Source organism: Micromonospora sp. NPDC047753, from assembly GCF_040642735.1.
Taxonomy (GTDB): domain Bacteria; phylum Actinomycetota; class Actinomycetes; order Mycobacteriales; family Micromonosporaceae; genus Micromonospora.
In genome coordinates, this window is the sequence record NZ_JBEYSL010000008.1 from 17652 (window position 1) to 36132 (window position 18481).

Consider the following 18481-nt stretch of genomic DNA (forward strand, 5'->3'; position numbering starts at 1 on the left):
CACCGCACCTCTACCCTGGAGAACCATGGACAGGATCGCCATCATCGGCAGCGGCGGCAGCGGCAAGTCCACCGTCGCGCGCCAGTTGGCCCGGGTCCTGGACGTACCGCTGACTCACCTCGACGCGACCTACTACGACCAGCACTGGAAGCCGCTACCGCAGGACGAGTTCGCCGCCCAGCAGGAGAAACTCGTCGCTGGCGAGCGATGGATCATCGAAGGAAATTACGCCGGCACCCTGCCCATCCGGCTCGCCGCTGCCGACACCGTGATCTTCCTCGACCTACCCGCCACAACCTGCCTGTGGGGCATCGCCCAACGCCGCTGGCGCTACCGCGGCGGACAACACCACCAGGACGGCGTCTACGACCGCATCACCTGGAACTTCGTCCGCTACGTCCTCAGCTACCGACGCACCATGCGCCCGCGAGTTCAGAACCTGCTCCGCGAGCACGGACCACACGTCCGCTTGATCACCCTCACCAGCCGCCGACAAGCGGCCCATCTGATCAAACGCGTCCGCGACGAGCACCAGCCCGTGACCTGACCGCAGCGGAACGGGAGGCGGCAGATGTCGGCCAACCCGTTCCTTGACCCCACCCTGGTCCACGGCGACCTCTACCGGGGCGACGGCCGGCTCGCCGACCGCACCCAAGCACTGCATCGCGCCAAGATCAGCGGAAGCGACGTCGCCGACACGATCGCCAACCTGCTCGCCGCCCGGGTTCCACGCGGGGCGGCCGTGCTCGACATCGGTTGCGGGCGCGGCACCACAACTTTGCGCCTGGCAGACCGGCTCCGGCCCCGGCGGCTCATTGCCGTCGACGCTTCGGCCGCGCTTCTCCGAACCACCCGCGACCGCCTCGGGGACGCTGGGGCGTTGGGCTCGGTGGTCTGCGCTGACTTTCACCACCTGCCGCTGCTGGACAGCGTCGCCGACGCCGCAGTTGCCGCCTTCTGCCTGTATCACTCTCCGACGCCGAGCCTGGCCGTAGCGGAGATCGCCCGCTGCCTACGCCCTGGCGGTGCAGCCGTCCTGGTCACCAAGTCGCTGGACAGCTACGCCGAACTCGACCATCTCGTCCGCGCCGCCGGCCTCGACCCGCACGGCACCAGTCGACCGAGCCTCTATGAGAGCTTTCACAGCGGCAACCTGCACACCATCGCCGCCACCAACCTGATAGTCATCGACGTCCAGCGCGAGGAACACGTCTTCCACTTCGCGGACGCCACGCACCTCGCCCGCTACCTCACCACCACACCGAAATACCGGATCACCCTGACCGGCGGGATCCCCGCCCTCGCAGCGACCCTCCGACTGCGGCTGCCCGCACCGCCCTACACAACCCAATCCATGGTCAGCTACGCCATAGCGGTGCGGCCATGAGTGGCGCCGCCTTCGTCAAACGGTACGACGATCCAGAACGCTGCGCCGCCGCTGCCGCCCACCACGCCTGGCTAGCCGGCTTGGGCTCCGGCGTACGTCTGCCCGCGCTTGTCGCGCGGGGCGTCCGGTATCTGATCTTCGAACGGTTGCCGGGGCACATACCGGAGATGAACGATCTTCCGCGGGCCGCTGCAGCACTCGGCCGGCTCCACGCTGCCGCGCACCGGCATGAACTTTGGGCCGCCCGTCTCGATCAACCCCACATCACCTCGATCGGACTCGTTATCCCCGACTTCGCCAGCACGCGGCAGGAGGCGCTACACCGCGCAGCTGCCGCCTCGGGCGTCCACGGGTCGGCCATCGACGCCGTACTCGACCGAGCCGGACAGCCCGCGGCGTTCTACAAGGACCCGAACATCCGGAACTACCTCGCGGAAGGCGATGACATGGCCGTCGTCGACTTCGACGACCTGACGCTCGCTCCCTTCGGCTACGACCTAGCCGGCCTGCTGGTTACCGCCTCCATGACCTACGGCAGCCTCGGGGAGCAAACCCTCGCCCACTGCCTGCACGCCTACCGCCTCGTGGTCGCGCCCCAGCTCTGCAGCCTGGCCGACCTGAAGCAGTACGCCGAACTGCACCACCTGCTGACGCTGCGATACCTCGGCCGCAACGGCTACCGGCACCCCTGGCCCACCGTCCGGCCCTGGCCCGCCCCGTTCCCCACCGAGTCGACCAGAACAGGAGCCCTCAGATGGCCCCCACGACCGAACTCGTGATCGCCCGCCACGGCGAAGCCGCCTGCAATGTCGCCGGAATCGTCGGCGGCAAGCGGGGCTGCACCGGCCTCACCGACCTCGGCCGGAAGCAGGCGGAACAACTCGCCGCCCGGCTGGCCGCCGAGCACGCCCACCGACCATATGCCGCCTTCTACGCCACACCCCGACTGCGCGTGGCCCAGACCGCCGAGATCATCACCCGAGCCCTGCGCTTGTCCGCCACCATCGACCCGAACCTCCGCGGCCCCAACCACGGCGGAGCCGACGGCCGGCCCTGGGTGGACGTCAAGACCTCCTTCCAAGGGCCGCCTCAGCACAACCCCGACCATCAGTACGCTTCCGGCTCCGAGACATGGAACGAGTACCTCGACCGGGCCCACGCGGCGCTACAGAAGATCCTCGCCCGCCACGATGGTGAACGAATTCTCGTCGCGGCCCACGGGGAAACAGTCGAAGCGGCGAACACCCTGCTCCTCGGCCTGCCCCGGAATGCCTGCCTGCGGCTCGGCTTCGTCACCGACCATGCCTCTCTCACCCAGTGGCAGCGGCCAACCAACCGCTTCGGCCGCACCATCTGGCAGCTGGTCACCCACAACGACACCCGACACCTCCGGCCCCGCCGTGACTGACCTCGACGTTCACCTCGCGCTCTGCCAACGTCTCCTCAACACCGACGCCAAGCCCGTGAGCTGGCACCCCGGCCATGCCGGCACTCGCGTCCTACGTGCCTCGCCGACCGCGCACGGTGAGGTCATTGTCAAGATCCACCGCAGTCCGGAACGCCACATCCAGGAAGTCCACGCTTACCGCACCTGGGTCCCCGCCCTCGGCGACCGGGCACCCCGGCTGCTGGCGAGCACCGACGACCCACCGACCATCATCATCACTGCCGTACCGGGCCTCCCACTCAGCCAGCGGCAGCTCGACCACGGGTCCGAGCAGGACGCATACCGGCAGGCAGGACAATTACTCAAGACACTGCACGCCGCCGAGCTGCCCCGCCTCGAACCGGACTGGACGGACTGGCTTGCGGAACGCGCCGAGTACTGGATCCACCTCGCCGGAGACCGGATTACGCCCAACTACCGCGCCGAGGTACGCGCCCACATGCGAGCACTACGAGACCTCGCACCGCTACCAGCCGCGCCGTGCCACCTCGACTTCATGCCTCGCAACATGCTCTACGGCGACGACGGCATAGTCCGGCTGATCGACTTCGAGCACAGCCGCTACGACCTCCCCGCCCGCGACCTCGTACGTCTCGCCGCTCGCATCTGGCCCCGCCGCCCTTACCTCAGCAGAATCTTTTTCGATGCATATGGCCAGCTCGACAACGTCGACCGCGAGGTTCTCAAACACTGTGCCCACCTCGATACGCTGACGACGTGGTGCACCACAACCCCGGATGATGTCAAGCGTGGCGGCGACGTTTAGTGAATGCCCGCTCCGCAAACACCGCCGCAGAGGGCCGACTACCGCGCCTCCACCAGTGATTCCACCGGCAATGCCCTCGGCCCCCGGCATCAGTCCATCACTACTGCCTCCGTCCTCGCCGGCGGCTGGCACTCCGACCTAACTCGCCCACAGGATCCGTGCGCAATTCCCCGCTGCCACGACCACGATGGACCAGATCCTCACTGTTGAAGCCTCGAAGCAAGAGGGACGGTGCACAGGCGACCGCCGTATCCCCGTTTCTCCGCTGCCTACGAACCAGCGGACCCGCCGGACTAAACGAGTCTGTCAAACGAACGTCTCTGTCTCGTAGAATTGGATGACGTTCTTGGTGGGCACAAAGAACGTCTCCGATGTCCTGACGCGCCGGGCGAGCTGGCGCACCGCCTCATCGAGGCCGGCAGTGGGGCACGTGGTGCGCCAGCAGCAGAACGGCGGGGTATATCGAGGCTGATCCAGGCGTACGAGTCGGGCCAGCGCTCGGAGACGGTGTCCACGGCATCGGCGGTCGTCGAGCGCCTGGCAAGCGGGCCCGTGCGGCTTTCCAGCCTTTGGCGACTTCGGGTGTGGCCGGCGCGGACGGCAGGGCGCACGCGACGACGCGTTGGCTCACCGGCGACCCGAGCTTCGCCGCTGCTCCCCATCTGCTCCCAATGTAAGCCGCACATGCAGCAAAGCCCGTTACCGACCATCTCGGCAACGGGCTTCTGACCTGCAGAAACTAAGGGTGGGCGATGCTGGTATCGAACCAGCGACCTCTTCGGTGTGAACGAAGCGCTCTCCCACTGAGCTAATCGCCCTCAGCGCCACTGACTCTACCCGATCGTGGAACCGGACCGGAAATCCGGGGTCAGTGCGTCGCCAGGTACTGCATCGCCTCGGCGACCACGTCGATGCCGAGGCTGTACTTGAGGGACAGCCAGACCACCGTGGCCACGAAGACCAGGCCGACGGAGCCGAGCACGATTCGCACCAGCAGCGACTGCCTCGTTACCCAGCGTGTCCAGCCGTGGACGTGGCGACGGGTGAAGCCGAGCAGCCGTCGAGCCCAGTGGTATTCGACGGCCCAGATGCCCAGGCCGGCGATCACCAGCAGCCAGCCCGGCCCGGGGAGCGGGATCAGGGCGATGCCGATGGTCACCACGAGCGCCCCGGCGATCGCGATGAAGATCTTGAGTGCGATCCGCCCGGTGGGGTTGGCGCGGATGAGGTCGAGGGTCAGCGAGATCCGTTCACGCCAGCGAGGCCGGCGCGGAGGATCCTGCACGGCGATCCCGCCACCACCAATGGCGGCGTCGTCACCGGCGGCAGCGTTGTCACCACGACCAGCACCGGTGCCGCCGCCACCGGACCGTCCGGCGTCGGACGCCGGCCGACCGGCCCGTTCGGGCTGCTCCATCGGCACTCCGTACCCCCGCTTTTCGGCTGCTCGGACCGCGACTTTCGGCGGGCCGGGTGCCGCCGCGGGATCCACTGAGGATTGCTTCGTCACCATTTCACCCCCCAGTGTCGCTCGGGCCCGTCACTGCAACGGCCGACTGGACGTTACCGGAGTAAGTCGACGACTGAGCCACCCGATACCGGGCGGGATCACGCACTGGGCAGAACCGGAAATCCTACATGAATGCTCACATTCACGCGGCCTTTCCGTCCCCCTTCCCACCACTGGGTGAAGTCAGCGTATGGCGGAGCGTAGCCAGAGGTAGCACCTGAGTATGGGAAAAGCGGGACACGCGCGTTCCGCAGCGGTGCCGGGGGGAGAACGTCCATGAGTGTCATCCGACCGACGACCGTAGAGGTCGAGACGTCGCTAAGGCTCGTCGCACCTGACGCCACCGCCTTGCCGGTGCGTGCCAGTCTGCGTTACGACCCTGCTGACCCGTATGCGGTCCATGTCCTGTTCCATGCCGAATCGGCAGGGGGCGAGGCGGTGAGCTGGTCGTTCGCTCGCGAACTTCTGGTCACCGGCCTGGACGAGCCGGCCGGCATCGGGGACGTTCGGGTCTGGCCCTGGGCCACACCGCGCGGCGACTTCGTCGCGCTGGCCCTCTCGTCACCGGACGGCAACGCCCTCTTCGAGGTGCCGCGCAGCGTCCTGGTGCGTTTCCTTCGACGGACCTACGTCGTCGTCCCGCGCGGCCGTGAGGCCGAGCACCTGGACGTCGACACGGCGGTGAACCGGCTGCTCGCCGGTCGCTGACCGCCCGAACCTGCAACACCGGCCACACCGGGGCCGCGCGGATCTGCCGAGTCCGCGCGGCCCCGGCACACACCCAGGGCGTGATTCGGAAGTGTCGGTCGAGCCGAGCCGGAGTCCAGGCGTCGTCCGGCAAGGCGGAGCGGCGTCCGGATACCGGTGTTGTATCCGGACGTTGCGACAACGCCGCCGGACGGCGGCTGGGCCCGGCGCAGGCCGGCCAGCACTTCCGAATCACGCCCTAAGGGGTACGCGGGCAGCGCTCCCCGGGTCGGCCGGTGCTCAGCCGTGCGTGGTGATGCCGCCGTCGACGGGGATGACCGCTCCGGTCAGGTACGCGCCGGCGCGCGACGAGAGGTAGATGGCCGTGCCGGCCATGTCCTCGGGGCGCCCGATCCGGCCGAGCGGCACCTGCTGCTCGATGGCGGCCCGGCTCGCCGGGTCGTCGAGCGCGAACGCCATCATCTTGCTCTCGAACGGGCCGGGCGCTATCGCGTTGACGGTGATCTGCTCCCCGGCGAGTTGGTGGGCGAGGCTGCGGGTGAGCATGTGCACGGCGGCCTTGGTGGCCGAGTACGCGTACACCTCCATCATTGGCACCCGGATGCCGTCGATCGACCCGATGTTGATCACGCGGGCCGGGTCGTCGGCGCTGGCGGCGGCGCGCAGCGCCGGCAGCAGCGCCGTGGTGAGCCGGAAGACGGCCTTGACGTTGACCGCCCAGAGCTTGTCGAACGCGGCCTCGGGGTAGTCCTCCAGTGGTGCGCCCCAGGTCGCTCCGGCGTTGTTGACCAGCACGTCGAGGCGGCCGAAGCGCTCGCGCACGGCGGCGGCCAACATTTCGGCGCCGGCGTCGTCGCTGAGGTCGGCGGGGATAGCCTCGCAGCGACCCTCGGCGGACAGGGTGGTGGCGACCGCCTCGCAGACGTCAGCCTTGCGGGACGAGATGATCACGTGTGCGCCGGCCCGGACGAAGCCCTGGGCGATCATCAGCCCGATCCCCCGCGATCCGCCGGTGACCAGGACCGTCTTACCTTCGACCGAGAACAGCTGCGTCATGCCCATCCCATCGCGAGTCGGCGGGTGCCGGCGGCCGGTCAGGTGACCGGCGGATACCGGGTGGACCGCGGACCGACGGCGCTACCGCCGGGTAACGTAGCCCGGCCGCCGGGACCGGGACAAGCCCGCAGCTTGCCGCGGATTCCGCTGCGAACGTCGATCGGGATGCGGTGACCTGCGGTTCGGGCTACCGTCGCAGGCGATGGTCTCCACCGATCCCTCCCCCGCGCCATCGATCGGAACGGCGTCTCCCGTCACCGACGAGATAGCCACGTTCGCGCTGGCCGATCTTGCCGGTGCCCCGGGCTGGCGTCGGCCGGTGATCGTCGAGCGGGAGCTTCTGATTCTCACCACGCGTGGGCACGGCGACGCGGAACTCGACTTTCACCTGCTGCCGTGCCGGCCCGGCACGCTGCTGCGGGTCCGCCCCGGCCAGGTGCTGCGCTGCGCCGGCCCCCAGTTCGACGCCACAGTGGTTGCCTGGGACGCCGAGGCGCTGCGCGGCTTCGACGTCGACCTGACCACGACCGCGACATGGCGGCAGTTGGCGGGTGAGGACGAGGACGCGGTGATCAGCGAGGTGAGCCAGTTGGCGGTGGACTGCCGGCGGCACCCCGACAGCCCTACCGCCCGCGCGCTGCTCCGGCACCAACTGGCCGTGCTGTTGCTGCGGCTGGCCGTGGCCCGCGACGACCGGTCGCCGTCCCGACCCGAGGACGAGACGTTCCGCAGGTTCCGCCGCGAGGTGGAGCACGGCTACCCGCGAACCCGGCGGGTGGAGGATTATGCGGCCGAGCTCGGCTGCTCGGTGCGGACCCTGACCCGGGCCTGCCTGGCCGTCACCGGTCGCAGCGCCAAGCAGGTCATCGACGAGCGGGTCGCCTTGCAGGCCGGCCGGCTACTGGCCGCGACAGATCAGCCGATCGCCCAGATCGGCCGGCGGCTCGGCTTCTCCGAACCCACGAACTTCGGCCGCTTCTTCACCCGCGAGGTCGGGGTCAGCCCCGGCGCGTTCCGGGCCGCCCGGGATCAACCGGCGGCCGGCCGGGTGGTCCGGCCTCGACCGCCGGCGGAGTCGACGGGCGTCAACAGCGGCTGGTTCCGCCCCGGCACCCTCGGCGAACCCGCCAACGGCGGGTACGCCACGAGACCCGGGCCGCCCGCCGGAGGGCTGGGCGGCACCGGCCGGGCATGATGGCAGGGTGCAGATCTCCGCGCGCGGCGACTACGCGGTACGGGCGGCGTTGAGCCTCGCCACCGCGTACCCCTCGCTGCTGTCCACCCAGGCCATCGCCGCGGAGCAGGACATGCCCCGCAAGTTCCTGGAGGCGGTCCTGGCGGATCTGCGCCGGGCCGGCATCGTCCGCGCCCAACGCGGCGCCGAGGGCGGCTACACCCTCGCCCGCCCACCCCGCGAGGTGACCGTCGGCGCGGTACTGCGCGCCGTCGAGGGCCCCCTGGCCGGGGTACGCGGGCTGCGCCCCGAGGAGACCCGGTACGAGGGCTCGGCGGAGAACCTGCCCGGCCTGTGGGTGGCGGTCCGCGCCGCCGTCCGCCGGGTCGTCGACGAGGTGAGCCTCGCCGAGATCGTCAGCGGTCGACTGCCCGCGCACGTCCGCAAGCTCACCGCGCTGCCCGACGCGTGGGAGCCGCGCTGACGCCAGCAGCGGGTGCTGTCCTCAGCGGCCGAAGAGCTTGCGCAGCCAGGCGAGTTGTTCGAGCTGCTGGTGCGCCTCGCCACCTTCGTGGTCGTTGAACTCGTACACGCGCACCTCCTTGTCGCCCCCGTAGCGGTGGTAGGCGGCGAAGCAGGTCGAGGGCGGGCAGATCCGGTCCATCATCGCGATGGAGAACAGCGCGGGCGCGGTCGCGCCGGATGCGAGCACGGCGGCGTCGACGTACGACAACGTACGGAACACCTGACTGCTCTGGTCACGGTGGAGCGCGAGATACTCGGCGACCTCGCCGTAGGGGCCTTCGGCGGCGACCCGGACGGCGCGCGGGAAGTCACACAGGAAGGGCACGTCGGGCATGGCCGCCGCCACGCCCGGAAACAGCGCGGCGACCGCCAGTGACAAGCCGCCTCCCTGGCTGATGCCGGTGACGACGACCCGGTCGGGCTCGACGGCGGGATGCTCCTGGGCAGCCTGGGCGAACCGGACCGCGTCGGTGATCAGCCTGCGGTAGTAGAACTCCTCCGGGCTGGTGACCCCGCGAGTGAGGAAACCCGGAACGGTGCCTGCTGGGTAAGGGTGCGCATCGGCGGTGCCGCCGGGCGCGGCACTCCAGCCCTGACCCCGGGTGTCCATGATGAGATGCGCGAAGCCCGCCGAGGCCCAGAAGAGTTTCTCGTGCGGCAGCCCACGGCCTCGGCCGTACCCGAGGTACTCGACCACGCACGCCAACGGCTCGGTGGCGTGCGCCGGCAGGTGCAGCCAGCCGTGCACCGGCTCGCCGCCGGAGCCGGGGACGGTGACCGAGAAGGTGTGGATCTGGGTGAGGCCGGTGTCGACGGGCTCGTACGTCGCCGCTGCGGCACTGGCGGCACCCAGCGTCCGGCCCCAGAAGGCGTCCAGGTCCTCCGGAACAGTCAGGTCGGGTCGGTACGCCCAGCAGTCGGCGACGGTGAGATCGCTCAGAGCCACAGCTTGGCCTCCAGGACAGCAGGATTGTCAGTTGTCAGTGGGGTGGACCGTCGCCCGCGACGCGGAACCGCGGCCCGACGGCTCGTGCTCCGACCGCTTACCGGCCGGCGTTCGCCATCGCCGATGTGAACCACCCGGTGATGGTGCTGGGGTGGGTGATCGCCGTGCCCACCACCACCGTCCACGCCCCGGCCCGCAGCGCCTGCGCCGCGTGGGCCGGTGTGTGGATCCGACCCTCCGCGACCACCGGCACGTCGATCGACCTGGAGAGCCGGGCGACCAGGTCCAGGTCGGGGCCGGGCTGCTTGGTGGTGTACGCGGTGTAGCCGGCCAGTGTGGTGCCGCCCCGGCCCGCAGCGGGACGCTCGCGCTGGCCGACGGGGTGAAGGCCAGGGTCGCGGCTGCCGCGATCAGGCCGGTGGCGATCAGTGGTAGCCGGATGCTCCGTACGGTCATGGTGAATTCCTCCCGTGATGTCGTCGCCCCGTGCGACGACATCGGGAACACTCCCGAGCCGACGGTCCGGTTTCACTGTTCGGCCAACTGTCTGGTGTGCGACGTGAGTGTTGTTCGGGCCGGCGCTCAGTGGTCGGCGCGCCCGGCCGGGTGCCGGGGAACCGGGATGGGTACGGTCGGAGTCATGGCCCTGTCGTCCGGTGACCGCAGCACCGACACCGACCTGGCGGCGCTGGCGGACCTGCTCGCCGGTCCGGTGCTGCCGGCGGCGCGTGGGCTGCTGGGCTGCCGGCTGTACGCCGGCGGGGTCACCGTCCGGATCACCGAGGTCGAGGCGTACGCGGGCAGTGGCGGCGATCCCGCCTCGCACGCCCATCGGGGCCGCACCCCGCGCAACGCCGTGATGTTCGGCCCCGCCGGGCACGCCTACGTCTACTTCACCTACGGCATGCACTGGTGCGTGAACGTGGTCACCGGGGTCGAGGGGGAGGCTTCCGCCGTGCTGCTGCGCGCCGGCGCGGTGGTCGACGGGCTGGCCACGGCACGGGAGCGCCGGCCAGCCGTCCGGCGGGAGGTGGATCTGGCCCGCGGGCCCGCCCGGCTCTGCTCCGCGCTCGGCATCGACCGTGAGGCGTACGGGGTGGACCTGCTCGGCGACGGCCCGGTCCGCCTGCGGCCGCCGGCCGATCCGGTGCCGCCGGAGACGGTGGTGGCGGGTCCCCGGGTCGGGGTGACCGGCGCGCACGATCTGCCCTGGCGGTTCTGGCTGGACGGTGACCCGACGGTCAGCGCGTACCGCCGGCACGTGCCGCGGGTCCGACGGTGACCGACCTGCGGCGTGTGGGCGGCGGAGGTTGTCGCAGGGTGTGGCCATAATCACCGGACCTGCTCACCGACGGTTCGGAGGACGTCATGGCGACACTGCTCGCGATCGGCACAGCCAAGGGATTGTTTCTCGCCACCAGCACCGACGAGCGGCGCAGTTGGGAGATCACCGGTCCGCACTTTCCGATGACGGGTGTCTACGCGGTCGCCGTCGACACCCGACGTTCCACCCCGCGGCTGCTCGCCGGCATGACCAGCTCCCACTTCGGCCCCAGCGTCGCCACCAGCGACGACCTCGGCGCTTCCTGGGACGAGCCCGACCAGGCGCCGGTCGCGTTTCCGGCTGACACCGGCGTCTCCCTCGGCCGGGTGTGGCAGTTGATGCCGGCCGGCCCCGACGAGCCGGACGTGGTCTGGGCCGGCACCGAGCCCTCGGCGTTGTTCAGGTCCACCGACGGCGGCCGCAGCTTCGAGCTGGTCCGTTCCCTCTGGGACCATCCGCACCGCCCCCAGTGGGAGGCCGGCTTCGGTGGTCAGGCCGTGCACACGGTGCTGCCCCACCCGCGTGACCCCGCGCGGCTGCTGGTCGCCATGTCCACCGGCGGGGTCTACCGCTCGGAGGACGCAGGGGCGAGCTGGGCGCCGGGCAACACCGGCATCCGCGCCTACTTCATGCCCGACGAGTGGCCGGAGTTCGGCCAGTGCGTGCACAAGGTCGCCCGGGACGCGGCCAACCCCGAGCGGCTGTACGCGCAGAACCACCACGGTGTCTACCGTTCCGACGACGACGGGCGCACCTGGTCCTCGATCGCCGACGGGCTGCCCAGCGACTTCGGCTTCCCGATGGTGGCCCACCCGGGGCGCGGCGGCACGGTGTGGACCTTCCCCTTGGTGGCCGACGGCGAGCGGTTCCCGACCGACCACCGCTGTCGGGTGTTCCGTTCCGTCGACGCCGGCGGCAAGTGGGAGCCGCTGTCGGTGGGGCTGCCCGAGGGCCCGTTCTATCCGGCGGTGCTGCGCGACGCGATGTGCGCCGACGACGCCAGCCCGGGTGGGGTCTACTTCGGCACCCGCTCCGGCTCGGTCTTCGCCAGCCGCGACGAGGGTGACTCCTGGGCCCTGATCGCGGCGCACCTGCCCGACGTGCTCTGCGTCCGCGCCGCGGAGGTCTGAGCGTGGTCACCGTGCTGCTGCCCGGCCCGCTGCGCGGCGAGGCCGGGGGCGCGAGTCGGCTGACCGTCACCGCCGCCGGGACGCTGCGGGCGGTCCTCGACGAGATGGCCGTCGCGCACCCCCGGCTGGCCCGGCGCATCCGCGACGAGCGTGGTGAGCTGCGCCGCTACGTCAACGTCTTCGTCGACGGGGAAGACTGCCGGCACTCCGGTGGCCTGGCCACCCCCGTCGAGGACGGCGCGGAGGTGCAGGTTCTGCCGTCGGTGGCGGGCGGCTGAGAGGGCCGACACCGAGGGGAGACCTTCGACCTGATGTCCGCTTACGGAGGTGACCGGCGCCACTGCGAGGCGTACCGCCGACGGAATAGTTGCGTCGTCAAATAAGTTGTGAGCTGCGTCCGGGTACCACGACGGCACCCGGTTGACACGCGAGGAGCTGGTCATGCAGTTCGGAATCTTCACCGTCGGTGACGTCACGGTCGATCCGACCACCGGTCGGGAGCCGACCGAGCGTGAGCGGATCAAGGCGATGGTCGCCATCGCGTTGAAGGCCGAGGAGGTCGGCCTGGATGTCTTCGCCACCGGCGAGCACCACAACCCGCCGTTCGTGCCGTCGTCACCGACCACCATGCTCGGCTACATCGCGGCGCGTACCGAGCGGCTGCTGCTGTCCACCGCCACCACGCTGATCACCACGAACGACCCGGTGAAGATCGCCGAGGACTACGCGATGCTCCAGCACCTCTCCGACGGCCGGGTGGACCTCATGATGGGCCGCGGCAACACCGGCCCGGTCTACCCGTGGTTCGGCAAGGACATTCGCGCCGGCATCCCCCTGGCCATCGAGAACTACGACCTGCTGCACCGGTTGTGGCGCGAGGACGTGGTCGACTGGAAGGGCAAGTACCGCACCCCGCTGCAGTCGTTCACCTCGACGCCGCGCCCGCTCGACGGCGTGCCCCCGTTCGTCTGGCACGGCTCGATCCGCAGCCCGGAGATCGCCGAGCAGGCCGCGTACTACGGTGACGGCTTCTTCGCCAACCACATCTTCTGGCCCAAGGAGCACACCCAGCGGATGATCGCGCTCTACCGCCAGCGGTACGCGCACTACGGCCACGGCTCCGCCGACCAGGCCATCGTCGGCCTCGGTGGGCAGGTGTTCATGCGCCGCAACTCGCAGGACGCGGTCCGGGAGTTCCGGCCCTACTTCGACAACGCCCCGGTCTACGGGCACGGGCCGTCGCTGGAGGACTTCACCCGGGAGACCCCGCTGACCGTGGGCAGCCCGCAGCAGGTCATCGACCGTACGCTCGGCTTCCGGGAGTACGTCGGTGACTACCAGCGGCAGCTGTTCCTGATGGACCACGCCGGGTTGCCGCTGAAGACCGTGCTGGAGCAGCTCGACCTGCTCGGCGAGGAGGTCGTGCCGGTGCTGCGCAAGGAGTTCGCCGCGAGACGTCCGGCGCATGTGCCGGCGGCGCCGACGCACGCCTCGCTGGTCGCCGCCGCGGGCGGCGCCAAGGACAGCACAGTGCACGCCGTCGACGACGTGACGGGCAAGGCGCCGGAGGGGGCGACCCGATGACCCACCGCACCCTGGCCGTGATCTCGGCGGGGCTGAGTCAGCCCTCGTCGACCCGGCTGCTCGCCGACCAGCTCGCCGCGGCCACCCGCGACGAGTTGGTCCGGCGCGGCTCCGACGTGCAGCTGCACGTCGTGGACCTGCGCGAGTACGCCCACGACGTGGTGAACAACATGCTCACCGGGTTCGCGCCGGCAGCGCTGCGCGAGGTCGTCGACACGGTGACCGGGGCGGACGGGCTCATCGCCGTCACCCCGATCTTCAGCGCCTCGTACAACGGGCTGTTCAAGTCCTTCTTCGACGTGTTGGATTCCGAGTCGCTGGTCGACCGGCCGGTGCTGATCGGCGCGACCGGCGGCACCGCCCGGCACTCGTTGGCACTGGAGCACGCCGTTCGCCCGATGTTCGCCTACCTTCGGTCGGTGGTCGTCCCGACGGCGGTCTTCGCCGCTCCGGAGGACTGGTCCGACGGCACCGCCGACGGCGCGTTGCGCGCCCGGATCCGGCGCGCTGCCGGGGAGTTGGCCGACCAGATCGAGCGGCGGCCACCGGCCACCGGGCCGGCCGATCCGTTCGCCCTCACCACCGACTTCCTGCAGATGCTCGGCCGAGGTGACGGCGCGCCGGTCAGCTGACCGGGTGGGCGACCAGCACCGGGCAGTGCGCGTGCTGGATCGCCGCCTGACTGACCGACCCGAGCAACAGACCGGCGAAACCGGCCCGGCCCCGGGTGCCCACGACCAGCAGCGCCGCCGTGCCGCTGGCCTCGATGAGCCCCTGGGCCGCGCCGGCCGCCCGGACCGGATGCTCCCGCACCACCAGGTCGGGGTGTTCGGCGCGCACCACGGCGGAGGCGTCGGCCAGGAGTCGCACCACGTCGGCCTGGTACGCGGCCTGCGACTCCTCGATCTCCTCCGGCACCGTCCGGTCCGCGTCCGCAGGACCGACGTGCACCAGCACCAGCGGCACGTCCCGCAGCGCCGCCTCGTCGGCGCCCAGGCCCACGGCGAGCCGGGACGACTCGGACCCGTCCACGCCGACCAGCACCGGGCCGTCCACCGGGATCGGCTGCTCGTCCGGGCGGACCACCAGCACCGGGCAGTGGGCGTGCGCGGCCACCTGCGCGCCGACCGAGCCGAGCAGCAGCCCGGTGAATCCGCCCAGACCGCGGCTGCCCACCACCACCAGCTCCGCCCGTCGGGACTCCTCGATCATGGTGGCCCCCGGGCCCCCGAGGACCTGACGCACCTCGGCGGCGAGGCCGGGCCACCGGTCGGTCAGCTCGGCCGCCGTGCGCTCCAGCATCTGCTGCGCCTCCGCGGAGGGCGGGGGCACCCCGATGTCGTACGGGTTGAGCGGCACGCCGTAGCCGGACGGATGCAGGTACCCGTGTACCAGGAGCAGCGGTCGAGACCGGAGCACGGCGGCCCGCGCCGCGTGTTCGGCGGCGACGAGGCTGGACGGCGATCCGTCCACGCCCACCACGACAGGTCGGTTCATCGGCGCTCCCTGGGTCGGTCAGCTCATTGTCGACCGCTCGGCCGCACCGCAAGGTCCGGACGCGCCGGTTCCGGGATCGCGCCGTTCCGGCACTTGCACGTAACTACGTATGTTCGTAGTATCGACGTATGGACTCCGTGGAAGATCGGCTCGCCGCGCTGGAGGCACAGGTTGCCGCGTTGAGCGAGCGGCCCGCCGCCGCGCCGCCACCACCACCCGCGCCGGAGGGCACCTTCTGGGCACTCGACGGCCTCAAGCAGCGCCTGCCACCCGACGGGTCGGGCGCGGTGCTCTACACCGGCACCGTCCGCGTCGCCGGCCAGCACTACGACTGGCAGTACGGCCGCACCGTCGACGACCTGCTCGCCGCCGACTGGACGGACCTGCCCAGCACCCTCTCCGCGTTGGCCCACCCGGTGCGGCTGCGGCTCCTGCGGGAAATCCTCGGCGGCCGGCAGAGCACCAGCGAGCTGGCCGAGATCGAGGAGTTGGGCACCACCGGCCAACTGCATCACCACCTGCGCCAGATCACCGCCGCCGGTTGGCTGCGCAGCGCCGGCCGAGGCCGGTACGCGGTCCCCGCCGAACGCGTGGTGCCGCTGCTGGCCATCCTCACCGCCGCCGGCCGCTGACCAGACGCGGCTCGGCCGCCCATCCGACGACCCCACGGAGGAACCACCATGCGCCGGACGACAGTCACCGTCCTCGCCGTCGCGCTGATCGCCGGCCTGGTCGGGGTGGCGTTGATGCCCCGGGTGCCCCGACTCGGCGGGCAGAGCACCGGCGACCGCGACCTGGCCGCCGCCGCCCGTTCGGCCACGCCCGACCAGTCAGGGCGGCGTGGGCTCGCCGTCGCCCTGGTCGAGAACGGCCGGATCCGCACCGCCGGACTGGGTGACCGGGACCTCGCCGGTCGACCCGTGGAGCCGGGCACCCCGTTCGAGATCGGCTCGGTCACCAAGGCGTTCACCGGCATGCTCCTCGCCGACCAGGTCGCCGCCGGTGTCGTCGGCCCGGACGACCGGCTCGGCGCCACCTGGCCCGAGATCACCGGCCCCGCCCGCGACGTCACGCTCGCCGAACTCGCCAGCCACCGCGCCGGCCTGCCCCGGCTGGCCCCCGGCTCCCCACTGGGGTGGGCACGCATCCTCTGGTCCAACGTCTCCGGCGCAAACCCCTACGCCGGGCAGGGCGTCGACGCCGTTCGCAGCGCCACCGACCGGGTCGACACCGACGACGACGAGCGCGGCGAGGTCCACTACTCCAACCTCGGGCCGTCCGTGCTCGGCCACGCGCTCGCCGCGAAGGCCGGCGTCACGTACCCCGAATTGCTGCACGACCGGCTGCTACGGCCGCTCGACATGACGGCCACCACTGTCGCCACCCGCGTCGACGACCTGCCGGCCGACCGCGCCCAGGGCAGCCGGGCCGGCGGCCGGCCGCTCGACCCGTGGACAGGAACCGGCTACGCCCCGGCCGGCGCCGGCCCCTGGTCGACGGCCGAGGATCTGGGCAGGTTGCTCGCCGCGACTCTCGCCGGCACCGCACCCGGTGCCGACGCCGCCACCGCCCGCTTCCGCGAGGACGACGACACCCGCATCGGGTACGGCTGGTTCACCACCCGGCACGGCGACCGCGAGATCGTCTGGCACAACGGCGCTACCGGCGGGTTCCGGTCCTACGTCGGCCTCGAACGGGCGACCGGGCGGGCGGTGGTGGTGCTCGGCAACACCGACAAGGGCGTCGAGCCGATCGGGCTGCGGCTGCTCGGGGTGCCACCGAAGGAGGCCGACTCGGCGACGTCGATGGTGCTGCCGTGGATCGGCGCCGGCCTCGCGGTTGCCTTCACCTTCCTCGGCGGCCTCTCCCTGCTCGGCACCGCCCGCCGTCGCCAACTGGACCAGGTGACGCTGCTGGCGGCGGCGGTCTGGGCGTTCGCCTACCTCGGCCTCGGGCACCGGATGGGGGACTGGTCGATGGTGCCGGCCTGGCTGTGGCCGCTCGGCGCCAGCCTGTCGGCGGCGGGGGTGGCCCTGGCGGCGACCCGGTGGCGCGCCCTGCCGGTGGTCGACGCGCGGGTGCCGTGGCGTCGACTGCTGTCGGTGGCGAGTTCTTTGGGCGCCGCCGTGCTGGCGGTCGTGGCCGTCGTCGGCTGACTCCGCGCCGCAGCGTGTCGTCACCGCCGTTGCGTACCCTCGGCCGATGACCTCCGATCTGCTGCTGCGCCCGGTCCGTGAGGACGACCTCGTCGAGTTCTTCCTGCACCAGCAGGACCCGGAGGCCAACCGGATGGCCGCGTTCGGCCCGAAGGACCCGTCCGACCGTCGGGAGTTCGCCGCACACTGGGCCCGGGTGCTCACCAACCCGCAGAACCTGGTCCGCACCGCCGAGGTCGACGGCGAGGTGGTCGGCTACGTGACCGCCTTCCCGGTCGGCGACCAGACCGAGGTCAGCTACTGGATCGACCCGGCACGTTGGGGTCGGGGCCACGCCACGTCGGCCCTGGCCGCCCTGCTGCGCGAGCTGCCCCGGCCGGTGCACGCCCGCGCCGCCAAGGACAACGCCGCCTCCCTCGCGGTGCTCCGCAAGTGCGGGTTCGTCGTGATCGGTCAAGACTCGGGGTACGCCAACGGCCGCGGCGAAGACGTCGAGGAATGGCTGTTGGAGCTGCCCGCCGACGCCTCTGACCTGGGCGGGCACTAGTCTCGCGGCGTGAACTGGTTGGATCTCGTCGGCTGGGCCGGCTCCGCGGTGCTGGTCTGGTCGCTGCTGCAGTCGCGCGTGTTGCGACTGCGCGCGATCAACCTCGTCGGCTGCGTCGTGCTGATCGGCTACAACGCCGCGATCGAGGTCTGGCCCATGGTCGGGCTCAACGTCGTGCTCGCGGTGATCAACATCTGGTACCTGCGCGGGATGCTCGCCACCCGGCACGACGAGACGACCTACCAGGTGGTGGAGGTCGGCGTCGGCGACCAGTTCCTCGCGCACACGCTGCGGGTGCACGCCGCCGACATCACCCGGTTCAACCCCGGCTTTCGCTGGGACCCGGACGCGTCGGGGCGCTCGGCGTTCCTCGTGGTCACCGCTGACGAGGTGGTCGGGGTGGTGCTGGCGCACGCCGAGGCGCCCGGCGTCGCCCAGATCGACCTGGACTATGTAACCCCGAAGTTCCGTGACTTCACCCCGGGTGAGTTCGTCTACCGGCGCAGCCACCTGTTCACCGAACGGGGCTTCCACCGGGTGGTCAGCCCGCCCCGGATGGTGGCCCCCTACTACCACCGGCTCGGCTTCCGCCCGGACGGCGACTCGTACGTCCTCGACCTGCCGGCGTCACCAGCCATCGACCATCGCTAGCGTGGGCACGCGCGCTCGGACCGGTCTGTCGACGGTGGGTGCCGCGATCAGCAGCGCGACGGTCAGCCCGGTC

General features: G+C 71.2%; 22 protein-coding genes and 1 tRNA gene. 17 read left to right on the forward strand and 6 right to left on the reverse strand.

Translation table 11 applies throughout. From position 1 onward, the window contains the following. Positions 1-25 precede the first annotated feature (25 nt). From ABZ749_RS01610 to ABZ749_RS01630, 5 genes are read left to right on the forward strand one after another with little or no spacing between them, the layout of a single operon-like run. Complete coding sequence (locus ABZ749_RS01610) at positions 26-547, forward strand: topology modulation protein (RefSeq protein ID WP_357221718.1); 522 nt, start codon at positions 26-28, stop codon at positions 545-547. Between the two features lie 24 nt (positions 548-571). After that, positions 572-1387: a class I SAM-dependent methyltransferase gene (locus ABZ749_RS01615; RefSeq protein WP_357221721.1), complete on the forward strand. Its 816-nt coding sequence runs from the start codon at positions 572-574 to the stop codon at positions 1385-1387. Further along, complete coding sequence (locus ABZ749_RS01620) at positions 1384-2166, forward strand: phosphotransferase (protein WP_357221724.1); 783 nt, start codon at positions 1384-1386, stop codon at positions 2164-2166. The genes ABZ749_RS01615 and ABZ749_RS01620 overlap by 4 nt, the downstream gene beginning before the upstream one ends. Next, the gene (locus tag ABZ749_RS01625; RefSeq protein ID WP_357221727.1) at positions 2142-2795 is read left to right on the forward strand and encodes a histidine phosphatase family protein; all 654 of its coding nucleotides are present in this window, start codon (positions 2142-2144) and stop codon (positions 2793-2795) included. The genes ABZ749_RS01620 and ABZ749_RS01625 overlap by 25 nt, the downstream gene beginning before the upstream one ends. Beyond that, positions 2788-3600, forward strand: a complete 813-nt coding sequence (locus tag ABZ749_RS01630) for an aminoglycoside phosphotransferase family protein (protein ID WP_357221730.1) — start codon at positions 2788-2790, stop codon at positions 3598-3600. The genes ABZ749_RS01625 and ABZ749_RS01630 overlap by 8 nt, the downstream gene beginning before the upstream one ends. A gap of 746 nt (positions 3601-4346) precedes the next feature. On the opposite strand, the gene ABZ749_RS01635 is transcribed toward ABZ749_RS01630, so the two are convergent. Together ABZ749_RS01635 and ABZ749_RS01640 are read right to left on the reverse strand one after the other, a co-directional pair. Continuing rightward, positions 4347-4418 (reverse strand) — tRNA-Val (locus ABZ749_RS01635). 50 nt (positions 4419-4468) lie between these two features. Further along, positions 4469-5113: a PGPGW domain-containing protein gene (locus ABZ749_RS01640; RefSeq protein WP_357221734.1), complete on the reverse strand. Its 645-nt coding sequence runs from the start codon at positions 5111-5113 to the stop codon at positions 4469-4471. Positions 5114-5386: 273 nt separating this feature from the next. Here ABZ749_RS01640 and ABZ749_RS01645 point away from each other — a divergent pair, with 273 nt between their 5' ends. Further along, positions 5387-5818 carry an SsgA family sporulation/cell division regulator gene (locus tag ABZ749_RS01645; RefSeq protein WP_007457244.1) on the forward strand — a complete coding sequence of 144 codons (432 nt, stop codon included), beginning with the start codon at positions 5387-5389 and terminating at the stop codon, positions 5816-5818. A gap of 279 nt (positions 5819-6097) precedes the next feature. Here ABZ749_RS01645 and ABZ749_RS01650 read toward each other — a convergent pair whose 3' ends face one another. After that, positions 6098-6874, reverse strand: coding sequence for a glucose 1-dehydrogenase (locus tag ABZ749_RS01650; RefSeq protein WP_112677167.1), 777 nt, complete (start codon positions 6872-6874; stop codon positions 6098-6100). A gap of 202 nt (positions 6875-7076) precedes the next feature. Between ABZ749_RS01650 and ABZ749_RS01655 the strand changes: the two genes are divergently transcribed. Continuing rightward, positions 7077-8069, forward strand: coding sequence for an AraC family transcriptional regulator (locus ABZ749_RS01655; RefSeq protein WP_357221737.1), 993 nt, complete (start codon positions 7077-7079; stop codon positions 8067-8069). Positions 8070-8076: 7 nt separating this feature from the next. Continuing rightward, positions 8077-8532: an Rrf2 family transcriptional regulator gene (locus ABZ749_RS01660; RefSeq protein WP_030333674.1), complete on the forward strand. Its 456-nt coding sequence runs from the start codon at positions 8077-8079 to the stop codon at positions 8530-8532. Positions 8533-8553: 21 nt separating this feature from the next. Here the strand turns inward: ABZ749_RS01660 and ABZ749_RS01665 are convergent, their stop codons facing one another. Beyond that, on the reverse strand, positions 8554-9519 hold the full coding sequence (locus ABZ749_RS01665; RefSeq protein ID WP_357221740.1) for an acetylxylan esterase: 966 nt from the start codon (positions 9517-9519) through the stop codon (positions 8554-8556). A gap of 97 nt (positions 9520-9616) precedes the next feature. Further along, the gene (locus ABZ749_RS01670) at positions 9617-10051 is read right to left on the reverse strand and encodes a hypothetical protein (RefSeq protein ID WP_357221743.1); all 435 of its coding nucleotides are present in this window, start codon (positions 10049-10051) and stop codon (positions 9617-9619) included. 108 nt (positions 10052-10159) lie between these two features. On the opposite strand from ABZ749_RS01670, the gene ABZ749_RS01675 reads away from it, so the two are divergent. From ABZ749_RS01675 to ABZ749_RS01695, 5 genes are all read left to right on the forward strand, one after another. Further along, complete coding sequence (locus ABZ749_RS01675; protein ID WP_357221746.1) at positions 10160-10801, forward strand: DNA-3-methyladenine glycosylase; 642 nt, start codon at positions 10160-10162, stop codon at positions 10799-10801. Positions 10802-10887: 86 nt separating this feature from the next. Next, positions 10888-11973 (forward strand): exo-alpha-sialidase, encoded by a 1086-nt coding sequence (locus tag ABZ749_RS01680; RefSeq protein ID WP_357221749.1) that lies wholly within the window; start codon positions 10888-10890, stop codon positions 11971-11973. 2 nt (positions 11974-11975) lie between these two features. After that, positions 11976-12251 (forward strand): ubiquitin-like small modifier protein 1, encoded by a 276-nt coding sequence (locus ABZ749_RS01685; RefSeq protein WP_357221752.1) that lies wholly within the window; start codon positions 11976-11978, stop codon positions 12249-12251. Between the two features lie 163 nt (positions 12252-12414). Then, entirely contained in the window at positions 12415-13557 is a 1143-nt protein-coding gene (locus ABZ749_RS01690; protein WP_355009150.1) for an LLM class flavin-dependent oxidoreductase, read from the forward strand. Further along, positions 13554-14189: an FMN reductase gene (locus ABZ749_RS01695; protein ID WP_355009149.1), complete on the forward strand. Its 636-nt coding sequence runs from the start codon at positions 13554-13556 to the stop codon at positions 14187-14189. Before ABZ749_RS01690 ends, ABZ749_RS01695 begins: the two co-directional genes overlap by 4 nt. On the opposite strand, the gene ABZ749_RS01700 is transcribed toward ABZ749_RS01695, so the two are convergent. After that, positions 14182-15054, reverse strand: a complete 873-nt coding sequence (locus ABZ749_RS01700; protein ID WP_357221756.1) for a universal stress protein — start codon at positions 15052-15054, stop codon at positions 14182-14184. The two genes, ABZ749_RS01695 and ABZ749_RS01700, sit on opposite strands and share 8 nt — an antisense overlap. 128 nt (positions 15055-15182) lie before the next feature. Between ABZ749_RS01700 and ABZ749_RS01705 the strand changes: the two genes are divergently transcribed. Genes ABZ749_RS01705 through ABZ749_RS01720 form a run of 4 tightly spaced genes read left to right on the forward strand, consistent with a single transcriptional unit; the run spans position 15183 to position 18408 of the window. Further along, positions 15183-15686, forward strand: a complete 504-nt coding sequence (locus ABZ749_RS01705) for a helix-turn-helix domain-containing protein (RefSeq protein ID WP_357221759.1) — start codon at positions 15183-15185, stop codon at positions 15684-15686. 48 nt (positions 15687-15734) lie between these two features. Next, positions 15735-17210, forward strand: coding sequence for a serine hydrolase domain-containing protein (locus ABZ749_RS01710; protein ID WP_357221762.1), 1476 nt, complete (start codon positions 15735-15737; stop codon positions 17208-17210). 46 nt (positions 17211-17256) lie between these two features. Beyond that, entirely contained in the window at positions 17257-17757 is a 501-nt protein-coding gene (locus ABZ749_RS01715; protein WP_357221765.1) for a GNAT family N-acetyltransferase, read from the forward strand. 9 nt (positions 17758-17766) lie between these two features. Next, complete coding sequence (locus ABZ749_RS01720; protein WP_357221767.1) at positions 17767-18408, forward strand: hypothetical protein; 642 nt, start codon at positions 17767-17769, stop codon at positions 18406-18408. Positions 18409-18481 lie beyond the last annotated feature (73 nt).

Coding starts and splice junctions, on each gene's coding strand:
- ABZ749_RS01700 (WP_357221756.1), bottom strand. CDS start 15,054: ATGAACCGACCTGTCGTGGTGGGCGTGGACGGATCGCCGTCCAGCCTC.
- ABZ749_RS01710 (WP_357221762.1), top strand. CDS start 15,735: ATGCGCCGGACGACAGTCACCGTCCTCGCCGTCGCGCTGATCGCCGGC.
- ABZ749_RS01645 (WP_007457244.1), top strand. CDS start 5,387: ATGAGTGTCATCCGACCGACGACCGTAGAGGTCGAGACGTCGCTAAGG.
- ABZ749_RS01695 (WP_355009149.1), top strand. CDS start 13,554: ATGACCCACCGCACCCTGGCCGTGATCTCGGCGGGGCTGAGTCAGCCC.
- ABZ749_RS01690 (WP_355009150.1), top strand. CDS start 12,415: ATGCAGTTCGGAATCTTCACCGTCGGTGACGTCACGGTCGATCCGACC.
- ABZ749_RS01620 (WP_357221724.1), top strand. CDS start 1,384: ATGAGTGGCGCCGCCTTCGTCAAACGGTACGACGATCCAGAACGCTGC.
- ABZ749_RS01615 (WP_357221721.1), top strand. CDS start 572: ATGTCGGCCAACCCGTTCCTTGACCCCACCCTGGTCCACGGCGACCTC.
- ABZ749_RS01675 (WP_357221746.1), top strand. CDS start 10,160: ATGGCCCTGTCGTCCGGTGACCGCAGCACCGACACCGACCTGGCGGCG.
- ABZ749_RS01655 (WP_357221737.1), top strand. CDS start 7,077: ATGGTCTCCACCGATCCCTCCCCCGCGCCATCGATCGGAACGGCGTCT.
- ABZ749_RS01680 (WP_357221749.1), top strand. CDS start 10,888: ATGGCGACACTGCTCGCGATCGGCACAGCCAAGGGATTGTTTCTCGCC.
- ABZ749_RS01705 (WP_357221759.1), top strand. CDS start 15,183: ATGGACTCCGTGGAAGATCGGCTCGCCGCGCTGGAGGCACAGGTTGCC.
- ABZ749_RS01640 (WP_357221734.1), bottom strand. CDS start 5,113: ATGGTGACGAAGCAATCCTCAGTGGATCCCGCGGCGGCACCCGGCCCG.
- ABZ749_RS01650 (WP_112677167.1), bottom strand. CDS start 6,874: ATGACGCAGCTGTTCTCGGTCGAAGGTAAGACGGTCCTGGTCACCGGC.
- ABZ749_RS01610 (WP_357221718.1), top strand. CDS start 26: ATGGACAGGATCGCCATCATCGGCAGCGGCGGCAGCGGCAAGTCCACC.
- ABZ749_RS01715 (WP_357221765.1), top strand. CDS start 17,257: ATGACCTCCGATCTGCTGCTGCGCCCGGTCCGTGAGGACGACCTCGTC.
- ABZ749_RS01625 (WP_357221727.1), top strand. CDS start 2,142: ATGGCCCCCACGACCGAACTCGTGATCGCCCGCCACGGCGAAGCCGCC.